This is a genomic window from Nocardioides sp. Z22_16 (assembly GCF_058134365.1).
In genome coordinates this window covers 157,976-171,633 of the sequence record NZ_JBYTTI010000001.1, presented here as the reverse complement: position 1 = coordinate 171,633, position 13,658 = coordinate 157,976, and the positions used below count along the sequence as shown (strand labels likewise).

The window sequence follows — 13,658 nt, the reverse complement described above, 5'->3', positions numbered from 1 at the left end:
GAGCGCACCTCGCCGGGGAAGGCACGTCGGGACCTCACCGGTCCAGCGTGAGCGGTGTGAGGTGCGCGACGCGTGCGGGAGGGTTTCCCGATCGCGGCGACCGGGCACCTTCCCTGAGTTCCGTACCCGATCCAGGAGGCCTCCGTGACCACCCCGCACGTGGGACCCCGAGGACGTGACCACGACCGTCTCGCCGAGCTGGGGGGCCTGCTGATGCTGTGGGCGGTCCCGGGCATCGGCTTCCTGCTGGCGGTGCTCGGCCTGGGCTACTGAGCCGCCCGCTCAGGGGTGTCCGGGATCGGCATCTTCACGGTGGCGACCGGATGGTCGAAGCGGCTCGTCCTCAGACCCACCGAGAGCCGCCAGTCGCCGCCGCGCGGCAGCGGCACGAGAGCCTCGTAGACCCCCTCGCCCACCCCGCGCAGCGCCAGCGTGCCGAGGTCGAACTCCGCTGACCGCAGCTCCACCGTGGGCGCCGAGGCCGGTGCCACCGGCCGGTCGGCCGGATCCTGGACCCGGAGCGTCAGCGTGTTGGCGCCCGGGGCGCCAGGCGTCAGCTCCACCGCGACGCGCAGGTCGCCGAGCTCCACGGTCTCCGCGACCGGGCGCGGTGGCTCCGGCGGCTCGGGCTGGTCGACGGGCGGCTGGTTGGAGAGGAAGCCCGCGACCCCGGCCACGACCACCAGGAGCGCCGTCTCGGCGAGCAGCGTCCGGCCCAGCCGCTCCTGCGCCCCCTGGTCACGGGAGAGGCGGGGGACCAGGACGAACCTGTTCCAGGCGGCCAGGCCCGCCACCAGCAGCACCAGCGCGACCTTGGTCAGCAGCAGCACGCCGTACGTCGTCGTGACGAGGCCCGACCAGGAGCCCAGGATGCGCCAGCCCAGGTAGGACCCGCTGGCCGCCAGCAGCACCAGCGACCCGGCGGCCACGGTCGAGAAGCGGCCGAGCGCCCTGGCCGTCACAGCGCGGTCGTCCTCCCGGAGCACCAGCCAGAGCCCCACCACCCCGCCGGTCCAGACGGCGGCGACCAGCACGTGGAGGGCGTCGGCGCCCTGGACGAGGAGCGCGGGCCCGTAGGAGCGGGAGTGGCCGACCAGCGGGGGCGCCCAGAGGGCCGTCAGCGCCCCGACCAGCAGCAGCGCCCGGTCGCCGCGGCCCAGGACCCGCCCGCCGCTGCCCAGCAGCACCAGGAGCGCACCGGTCGTGACCAGGGCGGCGCCACCGATCTCCCAGGCGACCAGCTCCGGCTCGAACCCCTCGGTCAGCCCGGACCAGCCGAGGCCCTGGGCGTAGGCGGAGGCGACCGGCACCTGCACCCAGGCGGCGACCACCGCCGCGGCCGCCGCCGCGCGCAGGAGGCGGCGGGCGGCCTGCCCCACGTGCGGGTGCAGCAGGGCGAGGAAGCCGGCGAGGCCGGACATCAGCAGCAGCCCCGCGAGGGCGAGCCCCGCCAGCAGGCCCCGGTCCGCGGTCATGTCGCTCCCCGACGGGAGCGCCGGGGGCGGGGTGACCACCGGGCTGCGCGCGCCCACGGAGAAGGTGAGGGTGCCGCGCAGCGGGTGGCCGTCGTCCGAGACGACCAGCCAGGAGACCAGGTAGGTGCCGCGGCCGAGCTGCTCGCCCATCTCGACCTCGACCCGGGACCCGTCGGCCCGGGCGGTGGAGGCCACCGTGTTCCCGGCCGCGTCGTAGGTGGTGATCCGTCGGCCGGTCAGCCGCACCGGTTCGCTGAAGGAGAGCGCCACCGCCGAGGGGGCCTCGCTGAGCACCGCGCCCTCGGACGGGTCGGTGCCGGTCAGCTGCGCGTGGGCCCAGGCGGGCGCGGCCGAGGCGAGGGTCGTCCCGGCCACGAGGAGGACCAGGGCCGCGAGCAGCCGCCTCACCGCGGGCGCGTCTCCGGGACGCGCCCGCCCGGGCGCCGCCGTCCCCGCAGCACGAGCAGCAGCGAGGCCAGGCCGACCACAGCGCCCACGGCGACCACGGCGACCAGGGGGAGCGCCGGCCACCGGGCGCTGGGCCCCGGCGTCGTCGCCGGGATCTCGCCGACCACCCGGACCGTCGGCGCGGGAAGGTCGAGCTCGGCCGCGGCGCCGTCGGTGGCGACCTGCGTCCAGGCCTCCTCGCCCTCCTCGCAGCTCTGCACCGTCGGGAAGGCGAGCACCTCGCCGGCGGCCTGCGGAGCGCGGAACGCGAGGGCGAAGCTGGCGGGCAGGTCGCTGGGCAACGGGGTGGCCGCGTCCAGCACCAGGACCCGACCCTCCCGGCCCACCCGCCAGGAGCGGGTGGGCGCCACGGTGACGCTCTCCAGCCCGTCGGGGAGGCGGACCTCGAGCCGCGTGGTGGCCGACTCCCCGCAGCCGTGGTCCACCTCCAGGGTGACGACGGCCTCCTCCCCGGCGGTCACCGTGCCGGGGGTGACCGAGACGTGTGCTCCCGCCCCGGGCGCCACGAGCACGGTCCCTGCCAGGACGACGGCGCCCGCGAGGGCGGCGAGGGCCCGGGCGGGCCGACGTGAGGGCATGGGGAGGAGCGTAGGGCCTCAGGTCCCGCAGAAGGTCTGGAAAGTGGCGTCGAACTCCTCGGGTCCGGGGTCGGCGTAGCGCTGCCTGTCCGGGCGCGGCTCGAACGGGTCGGTGACCGCCTCCACGAGTCGCTCGAAGGGCTCCAGGTCTCCGCCGGTCGCGGCGTCGAGCGCCTCCTCGACCAGGTGGTTGCGCGGCACGTGGACCGGGTTGATCCGGTCCATCAGCACCGGATCGGGTCCGAGTGCCAGCCACTGCTCCAGCCAGGAGTCGAACGCCGCCAGGTCGAGGACCCGCGAGCGGGCAGGTTCCCGGTCTCCGCGGGCGGCGTCGCCCAGGGCGCGGAAGAACGAGGTGTGGTCGACCCGGCCGGCGGCCATCAGGGCCTCCAGCTCCTGGCCCAGGGCGGCCACCGTCGGCGCGTCGGGCTCGTCCGGGCGTCCGGCGAGTCCCAGCTTCTCGCGGGTCCGCGCGGTCCGTGCGGCGGCGAGGCGGGGGCGGAAGGTGGAGAGGACGGCGGTCGCCTGCTCGATCGCCTCCTCGGGGGTCTCGGAGAAGAGCGGGAGCATCGCCTCGGCCAGTCGCGCCAGGTTCCACTCGGCGGCCGGTGCCTGGTTGGCGAAGGCGTAGCGCCCGCCGGCGTCGATCGAGCTGAAGACCCGCTGCGGGTCGTGCGCGTCGAGGAAGGCGCAGGGCCCGTAGTCGATGGTCTCCCCGGAGATCGTCATGTTGTCGGTGTTCATCACCCCGTGCACGAAGCCCACCGCCAGCCACCGGGCGAGGAGCTCGGCCTGGGCGGCGACGACGGCCTCGTAGAGCGCCAGGTGCGGGTGCTCCGCGTCGGCCGCGCCGGGGTGGTGGCGGGCGATCGCGTGGTCGGCGAGGCGGCCCAGCAGGGCGGTGTCGCCGGTGCTCGCGACGAACTGGAAGGTGCCGACGCGCAGGTGGCTGGCGGCGACCCGGGCCAGCACCGCGCCGGGCAGCACGGTCTCGCGCTGCACCGGGCGACCGGTGGCGACCACCGCCAGCGACCGGGTGGTCGGCACGCCGAGAGCGTGCATCGCCTCGCTCACGACGTACTCGCGCAGCATCGGACCGACGGCCGCGAGGCCGTCGCCCCCGCGGGCCAGCGGGGTGCGGCCGGAGCCCTTGAGGTGGAGGTCGCGGACCCGACCCTCGCGGTCGGTCAGCTCCCCGAGCAGCAGCGCGCGCCCGTCGCCCAGCCGAGGGGACCAGCCGCCGAACTGGTGCCCCGCGTAGACCTGCGCGACCGGGGTCGCGCCGTCAGGCGGCTGCTCGCCGGTGAGCAGGCGGACGCCCTCCGGGCGGCGGAGCGAGGCCGGGTCGAGGCCCAGGTCGCGCGCCAGCGCCTCGTTGAGCGCCAGCAGCCGGGGCGCAGGTGCGCTCTCGGCCTGCCAGGGCACGGCGAGCTCGGGGAGCTCGGAGGCGAAGCCGCTGCCGAGGCTGACGCGGGGGCTGGCTCCGGGGGTGGTGCCGGGCGAGATGACGGGCTGGCTCACCCCTGCCACGGTACTGACCGGGTGCTCACGCCCGTGAGGGTCGAGGCGTGCCGCTCCAGGTCAGCGCAGCGAGTACGTCGCCAGGGAGACGCCGACGTAGTGGCTCAGGAACGCGAGGATGGTGAAGGTGTGGAAGACCTCGTGGAACCCGAACCAGCGCGGGTTGGGGTTGGGGCGCTTGAAGCCGTAGACGATCCCCCCGAGCGTGTAGAGCGCGCCGCCCACGACGACGAGCACGATGACGGCGGTGCCCAGGTGCTCCCCGTAGGTCATCGCACCCTCGACGAAGCCGCCGAAGAAGAAGACCGGGGCCCAGCCCAGTGCGATGTAGATCGGCACCGAGACCCAGCGGGGGTGACTGAGCCACCAGACCTTCATCATCACGCCGGCCAGGGCGCCGCCCCAGCTGATGGCGAGCATCCACCACCGCTCGGAGCCGTCGAGCAGGAGGACGGCGAACGGCGTGCAGGAGCCGGCGATCAGCACGAAGATGTTGGAGTGGTCGAAGCGCTGCAGGTGCTCGTGGACCCGCGGCGACCACCGTCCGCGGTGGTACAGCGCCGAGACGGTGAAGAGGAGCAGGGCGGAGAGGGCGAAGACGGCCGAGCCCGCCCGGGTGGGCCCGTCGGGGGAGAGCACGACCAGCACGACGCCCGCGGCCAGCGCCACCGGCACCGTCCCGGCGTGCAGCCATCCCCGCAGCTGCGGCTTGACCTCGTCGAAGGCGTCCTCGACCTGGTCGTGCAGGTGGTCCATCCGTTCGCGCACCGACTCGCTCATGTCTCCAACTTACGGCACCGTAGGTTCGTGGGGCGCGAAGCGCGACCCACATCACTGTCGTTCCCAGGCCCGTCAGTCTTAACCTGAGTCATCGGTAACATCCGAGGCATGGGGAACTTCAAGGACGCCGTGCGCCGGCTGCTCTATCCGGCGTACGAGTCCCGCGTGGTCAAGTTCCTACCCTCCGACCGTATCCCCAAGCACGTCGGGGTGATGCTCGACGGCAACCGGCGCTGGGCCAGGGCCGTCGGGGCAGACGCCAACCGTGGCTACCAGGCAGGCGCCGACAACATCGGGCCGTTCCTGGGCTGGTGCGAGGAGGTCGGCGTCGAGGTGGTCACCCTGTGGCTGCTCTCCACCGACAACCTCAACCGCCCCCCGCACCAGCTCACCGGGCTGCTCACCGTGATCGAGGGGGCGGTGGAGTCCCTGGCCGCCTCCGGGCGCTGGCGGGTCCACCCCGTCGGCGCGCTCGACCTGCTCCCCGACGCGACCCGCGCCCGGCTGAAGGCCGCCGAGGAGGCCACCCGCGACGTGGACGGGCTGCTGGTCAACGTGGCCGTCGGCTACGGCGGCCGGCGGGAGATCGCCGACGCGGTGCGCTCGCTGCTCCAGGAGCGGTCGGCGGCCGGCGCCACCCTGGAGGAGCTGGCCGAGACGATCGACGTCGAGCACATCGCCGAGCACCTCTACACCAAGGGTCAGCCCGACCCCGACCTGGTGATCCGGACCTCCGGCGAGCAGCGCATCAGCGGCTTCCTGCTCTGGCAGAGCGCGCACAGCGAGTTCTACTTCTGCGAGGCGCTGTGGCCGGACTTCCGCCGCGTCGACTTCCTCCGTGCCATCCGGGCGTACGCCGAGCGCGAGCGGCGCTTCGGGTCCTGAGACGCGACACACAGGATTCACGCGGCGTTGCTGCGTGTCGCTGGTGGCCGTCGCCCCGACCGGCGTACTTTCCCAACCATCGGCGAGTGGGGAAGCTCGCTGAAACCGGGAGGCCGTTCGTGACCAGTCACGACTTCGCAGCGCATCAGGCGGGCCGGTTCGCGCCGCCTGGTGTCGGAGGGGGCCGGCACTCCGGTCCTCGGGTCCCTTCCCGGTCCGTCAGCACGAACTAGGGGCGGGCGAGGAGTGCGCGCGCCGCCCCGTGAGGGTGAGAACGACGTGACCACCACCGAGCACCGCACCTATGTCCTGGACACCAGCGTCCTGCTGGCCGACCCCGGCGCGATCAAGCGCTTCGCCGAGCACGAGGTGGTGCTCCCGGTCGTGGTCATCACCGAGCTGGAGGGGAAGCGCCACCACCCCGAGCTCGGCTACTTCGCCCGCAGCGCGCTCCGTATGCTCGATGAGCTCCGAGTCGTCAACGGGCGCCTCGACCGGCCGGTGCCGGTCGGCGAGGCCGGGGGCACCCTCCGCGTCGAGCTCAACCACACCGACCCCGGGTCGCTGCCCTCGGGCTTCCGGCTGGGTGACAACGACACCCGGATCCTCTCGGTGGCCCGCAACCTGGCCGACGAGGGGCACCAGGTCACGCTGGTCTCCAAGGACCTCCCGCTGCGCATCAAGGCCTCCGCGGTCGGCCTGGACGCCGAGGAGTACCGGGCCGAGGGCGTCAGCGAGGCCGAGTCCGGCTACACCGGGATGCTGGAGATGGATGTCGCCGCCGGTGACCTGGACCTGCTCTACGACGAGGGCGTCCTCGACCTCGACGAGGCGCGCCAGCTGCCCTGCCACACCGGCCTGGTGCTCCTCTCCGACCGCGGCACGGCCCTGGCCCGGGTGGGCGCCGACAAGCAGGTCCACCTCGTGCGGGGCGACCGGGATGCGTTCGGGATCCACGGCCGCTCCGCCGAGCAGCGGATCGCCCTGGACCTCCTGCTCGACCCGGAGATCGGCATCGTCTCGCTCGGCGGCCGGGCCGGCACCGGCAAGTCGGCGATGGCGCTCTGCGCGGGTCTCGAGGCGGTCCTGGAGCGGGGTCAGCACAAGAAGGTCGTGGTCTTCCGCCCCCTCTTCGCGGTCGGCGGCCAGGAGCTCGGCTACCTGCCGGGGTCGGAGTCGGAGAAGATGTCGCCCTGGGGACAGGCGGTCTTCGACACCCTCAACGCCCTGGTCTCCCCGGACGTCGTCGACGAGGTGCTCGACCGCGGGATGCTCGAGGTCCTGCCCCTGACCCACATCCGCGGCCGCTCCCTGCACGACGCCTTCGTCATCGTCGACGAGGCCCAGTCCCTGGAGCGCAACGTGCTGCTCACCGTGCTCTCCCGGATCGGGGCCAACTCCAAGGTGGTGCTCACCCACGACGTGGCGCAGCGCGACAACCTCCGGGTCGGGCGCCACGACGGGATCGTCGCGGTGGTCGAGAAGCTCAAGGGCCACCCGCTCTTCGCCCACGTCACGCTGACCCGCTCGGAGAGGTCGCCGATCGCCGCGCTGGTCACCGAGATGCTGGAGGACGTCACTCTGTGACTCTCCTCCCACGGGCTCCCCAATAGTGGGGGTGTGGTTTGCATGGGAGGGCGAGACCCTGCATGGTGGCGCGTGGTCGCTCCGTGAACGTTCAGTGAACCTTCGCGGAGGTCAGCCGGCCACGCGTCACCGCACCTGCGTCCCACGGGTCGCTTTCCCCCGAGTCACCGAGAGTCATCCCAGAGCCTGTGTCGGACCCCGAGAAGTACGTCCCCAAGCACCGCGCCCCCGGCGCCCACCGCCGGGAGCGGGAGCCGCGACGGCTGATGCGCCGGGTCGCGGTGATGACCGGGGTGGCCGCGGTCTCGACGGGGGTGGCGGTCTCGACCGGGATCGCCTCGCAGGGTCCGGAGCGCGTCACGGCCGACGACGGGAGCGCCGCAAGCTCCGACATCGCCGCCGACCGGCTCGCGGACCGGGGCACGGTCTCCCGCTCCGACAGACGCGCCGAGCGTGACCCCGCGAAGCAGGCGGCCCTCTCCACCTCGGCCGGACTGGTCACCCAGCGGACCCAGCGGCTCGACGACTCCGACCCCCGCGAGCTCGCCCGTGCTCTGATGCCGGAGTTCGGCTTCTCGGTCTCCCAGTTCGGCTGCCTCGACTCCCTCTACGTGAGCGAGAGCAACTGGCGGGTGGACGCCGACAACCCCACCTCGTCGGCCTACGGCATCCCTCAGGCGCTGACCCAGACCCACGACCTTCCCGCGGGCTACATGACCTCCGCCGAGGTGCAGCTGAGGTGGGGACTGGACTACATCGCCGACCGCTACGGCACCCCGTGCGCGGCCTGGTCGTTCAAGTCCGCCAACAACTGGTACTGAGCTCCGCGGGGCGCCCGCCCTCGCTAGGGGCTGGGCGCGAGCCGCGCCTTCTGCACCTTCCCCATCTCGTTGCGGGGCAGGGAGTCGACGAAGCGGACCTCCCGGGGACGCTTGTGCGCGGAGAGCTCCGCGCCGACGTACGCCGTGAGCTCGGCGGCGAGCGCCTCGGAGGCGGCGCCGCGCGCCACCACGTGGGCCACGATTCGCTGGCCCAGGTCGGCGTCCGGCTCACCCACCACCGCGCACTCGGCGACCTCCGGGTGCCCCAGCAGCGCCGACTCGACCTCGCCGGCGCCGATCCGGTAGCCGGCCGACTTGATCAGGTCGACCGACTCGCGCCCCACGATCCGGTGCCGGCCGTCGGGGGCGACGACCGCGACGTCGCCGGTCCGGAACCAGCCGTCGGAGGTCCACGCCTCGGCGGTGGCCTCGGGCCGGTCGAGGTAGCCGTCGAAGAGGGTCGCGCCGCGTACCTCGAGGCGGCCCACCGACTCGCCGTCGTGCGGCACCGCCTCGCCCCGCTCGGTGCGCAGCCGGGTCTCGACGCCGGCGACGGGGACGCCGACCCAGCCGGCTTGTCGCGCTCCGTCGGCGCGGGTGGCGACGGTGATCAGCGTCTCGCTCATCCCGTAGCGCTCGGCCACCTCGTGGCCGGTGAGCTCGCGCAGCCGCTCGAAGACGGGGGCCGGCAGCGCCGCGCTGCCGGAGACCAGCAGCCGGGCGGGGCGCAGCGCTGCCGCGTGCTCGGGTGAGTCCGCGATCCTTGACCAGATCGTGGGCACGGCGAAGAGCATCGTCGCCGCCCCGGAGGCCACGGCGTCGGCGTAGGCCTCGGGAGTGCCCCGGCCCACGTGCACCAGGCCGCCCCCGACGCGCAGCGGTCCGAGGACCCCGAGGATCAGGCCGTGCACGTGGAAGAGCGGCAGGCCGTGCCCGAGCACGTCGTCCGCGGTCCATGCCCAGGCGTCGGCCAGGCCGTCCAGGCCCGCGGCGACCGCGCGCCGCGACAGCAGGACGCCCTTGGGTGGCCCGGTGGTGCCGGAGGTGTAGAGGACGAAGGCGGTCCGGGAGGGGTCGACCTCCGTCGGCCGGTACGGCGCCCGAGCGGCCGGGTCGACCGGGACCACCGGGAGGGTGTCGTCGCCCTTCGCTCCGAGCCACGCCTGCGGCGCGGTTCCGAGCCACGCCTGCGGCGCGGAGTCGGTCAGCAGGTGACGCAGCTCGGCGTGGCCGGAGTCCGGCGGCACCGGCACCACCTCGACGCCGGCGAGGACGGCTCCGGCGACCGCGACGACGGTCTCCATCGTGGCCGTGGCGAGCACCGCCACCCGGTGCCGTCCGCGCAGGTCGGCCGCCACCGCGGCGGCGGCGCCCAGCAGCTCGTCGTAGGTCAGCGTCGTGCCGGCCACGGTCACGCGGTGGCGCGACCGTCCCGAGGTGAGTCCGGTGAGCATGCGCCCATGATGCAGGCGCCGGCTCCGCGCCGGGCCGGAGCCCCTAGGGGTGGGTCATCGACTCCAGGTCCAGGGCCTCGTCGAGCTCGGCCTCGGTGAGCTCGCCGCGCTCCACGAAGCCCATGGCGAGCACCGTCTCGCGGATCGTGGCACCGTCGGCCAGCGCCTGCTTCGCCACCTTGGCGGCCGCCTCGTAGCCGAGGTGCTTGTTGAGCGGGGTCACGACGGACGGCGACGACTCGGCGTACCGGCGCATCCGCTCGGCGTCGGCGGTGATCCCGTCGACGCAGCGCTCGGCCAGCAGCCGGCTGGCGGCACCGAGGATGCGGATCGACTCCAGCAGGTTGCGGGCCAGCACGGGCATCATCACGTTGAGCTCGAAGTTGCCGGCCGCGCCGGCCCACGCGACCGTCGCGTCGTTGCCCACCACCTGGGCGCAGACCATCAGCGTCGCCTCGGGGAGGACCGGGTTGACCTTGCCCGGCATGATGCTCGACCCGGGCTGCAGGTCGGGGAGGCGGATCTCGGCCAGCCCCGTGGTCGGCCCCGACGACATCCAGCGCAGGTCGTTGCAGATCTTGGTCAGGCCCACCGCGTAGGTGCGGAGCGCCCCGGAGAGCTCGACGAGGGAGTCGCGGCTGCCCTGGGCCTCGAAGTGGTTGCGGGCCTCGCTGAAGGCCTCGCCGGTCTCGTCGGAGAGCGCGGCGATCACCCGCGGCGCGAAGCCTGGCGGGGTGTTGATGCCGGTGCCGACCGCGGTCCCGCCCAGCGGGAGCTCGCGGACCCGGGGCAGGACCGACTCCAGGCGGTCGACCGCGTAGGCCACGGTGGCGGCGTACCCGCCGAACTCCTGTCCGAGCATCACCGGGGTGGCGTCCATCAGGTGGGTGCGTCCGGACTTCACCAGGCCGGCGAACTCCTCCGCCTTGGCCTGCAGGGAGCCCCGCAGCACCTCCAGGGCCGGGACCAGCTCGCGGCTCACGGCGAGCGAGGCGGCCACGTGGATCGCCGTCGGGAAGGTGTCGTTGGAGGACTGGCTGGCGTTGACGTGGTCGTTGGGGTGGACGCCCTCACCCGCCAGCGAGGCCAGCACCTCGTTGACGTTCATGTTGGTGCTGGTGCCCGACCCGGTCTGGAAGACGTCGATGGGGAAGTGGTCGTCGTGCTGCCCCGCGGCGACCTCGGCGGCGGCCTTGCGGATCGCCTCGGCGTGCGCGCCGTCCAGCACCCCCAGCTCGGCGTTGATGCCGGCCGCGGCCCTCTTGACCAGGGCGAGGGCGTGGACCAGGGCAGGCTCGACCGGGGTGCCGCTGATCGGGAAGTTCTCCACGGCTCGCTGGGTCTGGGCCCGCCAGAGGGCGTGGCTGGGCACCTGGACCTCGCCCATGGAGTCGTGCTCGGTGCGGAAGTCGCTCATGCGGACGACCGTACCCAGCACCCGGGGGCCTCACCCGGGGCTCAGGGCGCCGGACGCCGTGAGTGGTAGAGGTGGTACTGCTCGGGGCGGTCCTGGAGCAGCACGTCGTAGGAGCTCTCCTCGACGTGGCCGAAGACCGTGCCCATCGACTCCGCCAGCTCGGCCGCCGGGGCGGCCGACCAGATCACCAGCGCGCCGCCGGGGTTGAGCAGGTCGCGGCACCGGGCGAGGAACGGCTCGTCGTAGAGGCCGGCGTTGTCGTCGTGGACCAGGTACCGCGGCCCGTTGTCGACGTCGAGCAGGAGCAGGTCGTGCCCGGTGCGTGCCTCCGCCACCGCCATCGCGATGTCGGCGACCACGATCTGGAGCCGCCGGTCCGCCAGCAGCGCCGGCCCGTGCGGCACGGTCCCGTCGCGCATCCACCCGACCAGGGGCTCCTCGATCTCCACCACCGAGACCCGCTCGACGCGGGGATCGGCCAGCACCCGCTGCGCGGTGAAGCCCAGGCCGAGCCCGCCGACCACCACGTCGCGCGGGTCGGGCACCAGCTCGAGGGCCAGGGCGGCCATCTCGATCTCCGAGCCGGTCTCCAGGGTGTCCATCACGAAGGCCCCGTTGACCCGCAGCTCGAGCACGTCGGGCGCCCCCGCGCGGCTGCGGCGGCGCAGCACCACCTCGCCGCGCGGAGACTCGGCGCGGGCGACCTCGGTGTGCTGGACGGTGTCACTCATGTCCCTGCGGTTCCCCGCCGGAGGACCCGTCACACCTCGTGGCTGTCCATGTCAGGTGAAGGGGGCTACTGTCGACGTAGTCGTGCTCAAGTCACCGGGTGGCGATGGAGCATCAGTGATCGGGCGATGAGATGGACGCAAGCACCTTGGAGCACCCCATGGACGAGGACCAGGGGGGCCCAGAGCGCCGGCTCTCCGGCATCGCGGACCTCCTCCACCAGGGACTTTCCGCCACCGAGGCCGCCCTCCGGGTGCGGGTCGAGGAGCACGCCGAGGAGCCGCGGGAGCCGGTCGCCACGGTGGGCGACCAGCACGCGCTGTGGCGCGCCTCGGTCGGCTTCGACGGCGCCGCCGTGACCCGGGTGCTCGATGAGGGCTTCGCCCTCGGCCCCTTCGAGCAGGTCGTCGACGGCTGGCTGCTGCCCTCCCTCTACCAGCTGGGCCTGGCGTGGGCCCGGGACGAGATCAGCGTCGCGGAGGAGCACTTCGCCTCCGCCAGCGTGCACCGGCGACTCGCCACCCTCTTCGACCAGGCGCCCCGCCACGTGCACGCGCCGCGCGTCCTGGTGGGCCTCGTGCCCGGCTCCCGGCACGAGCTGGGAGTGCTCGCCTTCGCGATCGCGCTGCGGCACGCGGGGATCGACGCGATCTACCTGGGCGGCGACGTGCCGGTGCAGGCCTGGGTCGACTCGGTGTCGCGCCGCCCGCCCGCGGGCGTGGTGGTCGCCGTCCCGGCGAAGGAGGACGTCGTCGCCTGCCGGCGGCTCGCCGAGACCCTGGCGAGGTCCGCGCCCGGCATGCCGGTCCTCGTCGGCGGCAGCTACCAGGACCGGGTCTCCGAGCACGTGACCAAGCTGGGTCACCAGGTGATGCCGGCGGCCCAGCGGCTGGCCGCCGCGGTCAGGGCCAAGGTCTGACGCCCTAGGACCCGGCGCGCAGCAGCGCGTCGCCCAGGTCGGAGCGCAGGTAGAGCACCGACCGCCCGTGGCGGGCCGCGCTGAGCAGTCCCGCGTCGCGCATGGCGCGCAGGTGCTGGTTGACCGCGCTGGCGGTGACGCCCAGGCGGACCGCCAGCTCGGTGGACGAGGCGGGGGAGTCGAGCATCCGCAGCAGCTGGGCCCGGACCTCGCCGATCAGACCCGCCAGGGCTCGTGGCGCCTGGGGGCGGTCGCTCTCCCAGAGGGTGGCGGCGCCGCGGGCGGGGTAGAGGATCAGCGGGGTCTCGGCGGCGGAGATCGGCGCCGTCGCGTGACGGGTGAACAGCGACGGGGCCAGGGTGAGCCCCTCCCCGCCGGTGGGGCGCCGGAAGCCGCCGGGGGAGGTGATCTCGGCGCGCACCACGTCCCCGACGAGCCGGATCCGCGGGGAGAGCCCGGCGAACATCGCCGCCAGTCCGTCGCGCGCGATGGTGCGGCCACGGAAGACGATGTCGGCCTCGAGGACCGCCCGCATCCGGGGCCACCAGGGCTCGAAGCACGCCGTCCAGTACTCCTCCAGCGCCTCGATGATCCGGCGCAGGACCCGGTCGCCGCGGCCGGTGAGCACGGCCGGCCGCGTGGCCGGGTGGGGGTGAACCTCCGCGAGGTCCTCGCGGACCACGTGGAGCGGCGTCCGGGTGAGCGCGATGAGCTCCTCGTCGAAGCGGGCGAGGGGCGAGCGCGGTCGGGGCGTCAGGAAGTCCGGCGTCCAGAGGCCTTCGTTGGTGAGCGCCAGCAGCATCTCGGCGTCCAGGCCCTCCCGCACGTGGGCGGTCCGCTGCAGCCAGGGCAGGTGGAGCGGGTAGCGGCCGGGGTCGCGCCAGGTGCGGAGCGAGAGCGCGAGCTCGTTCATCGGGGAGAGCGCGAACCGCACCGCGGCGTAGCCGGACCCGCTGAGCTCGTACTCGATCGCCCCGACCATGTAGCAGGACGCTACATCGTTGGCGGACCGCCGTGGAACGTG

13 protein-coding genes are annotated in these 13,658 nt (G+C 74.0%); 5 read left to right on the top strand and 8 right to left on the bottom strand.

Annotation, left to right across the window (positions count from 1 at the left end):
- The first annotated feature begins 144 nt into the window (after nt 1-144).
- Nucleotides 145-273 carry a hypothetical protein gene (locus AC3X7R_RS00815; protein ID WP_489963642.1) on the top strand — a complete coding sequence of 43 codons (129 nt, stop codon included), beginning with the start codon at nt 145-147 and terminating at the stop codon, nt 271-273.
- Here the strand turns inward: AC3X7R_RS00815 and AC3X7R_RS00810 are convergent.
- From AC3X7R_RS00810 to trhA, 4 genes are read right to left on the bottom strand one after another with little or no spacing between them, the layout of a single operon-like run.
- The gene (locus tag AC3X7R_RS00810; protein WP_489963641.1) at nt 267-1,883 is read right to left on the bottom strand and encodes a copper resistance CopC/CopD family protein; all 1,617 of its coding nucleotides are present in this window, start codon (nt 1,881-1,883) and stop codon (nt 267-269) included. The genes AC3X7R_RS00815 and AC3X7R_RS00810 overlap by 7 nt on opposite strands.
- Complete coding sequence (locus AC3X7R_RS00805; protein ID WP_489963640.1) at nt 1,880-2,521, bottom strand: DUF1775 domain-containing protein; 642 nt, start codon at nt 2,519-2,521, stop codon at nt 1,880-1,882. Before AC3X7R_RS00805 ends, AC3X7R_RS00810 begins: the two co-directional genes overlap by 4 nt.
- Nucleotides 2,522-2,539: 18 nt before the next feature.
- Nucleotides 2,540-4,042, bottom strand: a complete 1,503-nt coding sequence (locus AC3X7R_RS00800; RefSeq protein WP_489963639.1) for a protein adenylyltransferase SelO — start codon at nt 4,040-4,042, stop codon at nt 2,540-2,542.
- A 60-nt stretch (nt 4,043-4,102) separates the two neighbouring features.
- Complete coding sequence (trhA, locus tag AC3X7R_RS00795; RefSeq protein WP_489963638.1) at nt 4,103-4,822, bottom strand: PAQR family membrane homeostasis protein TrhA; 720 nt, start codon at nt 4,820-4,822, stop codon at nt 4,103-4,105.
- A gap of 108 nt (nt 4,823-4,930) precedes the next feature.
- On the opposite strand from trhA, the gene AC3X7R_RS00790 reads away from it, so the two are divergent.
- From AC3X7R_RS00790 to AC3X7R_RS00780, 3 genes are all read left to right on the top strand, one after another.
- A complete protein-coding gene (locus AC3X7R_RS00790) occupies nt 4,931-5,707 on the top strand; it encodes an isoprenyl transferase (protein WP_489963637.1) in 777 nt (258 codons plus the stop codon).
- Between the two features lie 279 nt (nt 5,708-5,986).
- Nucleotides 5,987-7,294, top strand: a complete 1,308-nt coding sequence (gene phoH2 / locus AC3X7R_RS00785; protein WP_489963636.1) for an RNA 5'-3' helicase PhoH2 — start codon at nt 5,987-5,989, stop codon at nt 7,292-7,294.
- Between the two features lie 188 nt (nt 7,295-7,482).
- Nucleotides 7,483-8,115: an aggregation-promoting factor C-terminal-like domain-containing protein gene (locus AC3X7R_RS00780; protein WP_489963635.1), complete on the top strand. Its 633-nt coding sequence runs from the start codon at nt 7,483-7,485 to the stop codon at nt 8,113-8,115.
- Between the two features lie 23 nt (nt 8,116-8,138).
- Here the strand turns inward: AC3X7R_RS00780 and AC3X7R_RS00775 are convergent, their stop codons facing one another.
- From AC3X7R_RS00775 to AC3X7R_RS00765, 3 genes are read right to left on the bottom strand one after another with little or no spacing between them, the layout of a single operon-like run.
- A complete protein-coding gene (locus AC3X7R_RS00775; RefSeq protein WP_489963634.1) occupies nt 8,139-9,569 on the bottom strand; it encodes an acyl-CoA synthetase in 1,431 nt (476 codons plus the stop codon).
- Between the two features lie 43 nt (nt 9,570-9,612).
- On the bottom strand, nt 9,613-10,986 hold the full coding sequence (locus AC3X7R_RS00770; protein WP_489963633.1) for a class II fumarate hydratase: 1,374 nt from the start codon (nt 10,984-10,986) through the stop codon (nt 9,613-9,615).
- A gap of 41 nt (nt 10,987-11,027) precedes the next feature.
- Nucleotides 11,028-11,717, bottom strand: coding sequence for a spermidine synthase (locus tag AC3X7R_RS00765; RefSeq protein ID WP_489963632.1), 690 nt, complete (start codon nt 11,715-11,717; stop codon nt 11,028-11,030).
- A 158-nt stretch (nt 11,718-11,875) separates the two neighbouring features.
- Here AC3X7R_RS00765 and AC3X7R_RS00760 point away from each other — a divergent pair, with 158 nt between their 5' ends.
- Complete coding sequence (locus tag AC3X7R_RS00760; protein WP_489963631.1) at nt 11,876-12,634, top strand: cobalamin B12-binding domain-containing protein; 759 nt, start codon at nt 11,876-11,878, stop codon at nt 12,632-12,634.
- Between the two features lie 4 nt (nt 12,635-12,638).
- On the opposite strand, the gene AC3X7R_RS00755 is transcribed toward AC3X7R_RS00760, so the two are convergent.
- Nucleotides 12,639-13,616, bottom strand: a complete 978-nt coding sequence (locus tag AC3X7R_RS00755; RefSeq protein ID WP_489963630.1) for an ArsR/SmtB family transcription factor — start codon at nt 13,614-13,616, stop codon at nt 12,639-12,641.
- Between the last annotated feature and the right edge of the window lie 42 nt (nt 13,617-13,658).

What these genes read in the sequence shown, in the direction of transcription:
- AC3X7R_RS00790 (WP_489963637.1), top strand. Translation starts at nt 4,931, where the DNA reads ATGGGGAACTTCAAGGACGCCGTGCGCCGGCTGCTCTATCCGGCGTAC.
- AC3X7R_RS00805 (WP_489963640.1), bottom strand. Translation starts at nt 2,521, where the DNA reads ATGCCCTCACGTCGGCCCGCCCGGGCCCTCGCCGCCCTCGCGGGCGCC.
- trhA (WP_489963638.1), bottom strand. Translation starts at nt 4,822, where the DNA reads ATGAGCGAGTCGGTGCGCGAACGGATGGACCACCTGCACGACCAGGTC.
- AC3X7R_RS00770 (WP_489963633.1), bottom strand. Translation starts at nt 10,986, where the DNA reads ATGAGCGACTTCCGCACCGAGCACGACTCCATGGGCGAGGTCCAGGTG.
- AC3X7R_RS00775 (WP_489963634.1), bottom strand. Translation starts at nt 9,569, where the DNA reads ATGCTCACCGGACTCACCTCGGGACGGTCGCGCCACCGCGTGACCGTG.
- AC3X7R_RS00765 (WP_489963632.1), bottom strand. Translation starts at nt 11,717, where the DNA reads ATGAGTGACACCGTCCAGCACACCGAGGTCGCCCGCGCCGAGTCTCCG.
- AC3X7R_RS00755 (WP_489963630.1), bottom strand. Translation starts at nt 13,616, where the DNA reads ATGGTCGGGGCGATCGAGTACGAGCTCAGCGGGTCCGGCTACGCCGCG.
- AC3X7R_RS00760 (WP_489963631.1), top strand. Translation starts at nt 11,876, where the DNA reads ATGGACGAGGACCAGGGGGGCCCAGAGCGCCGGCTCTCCGGCATCGCG.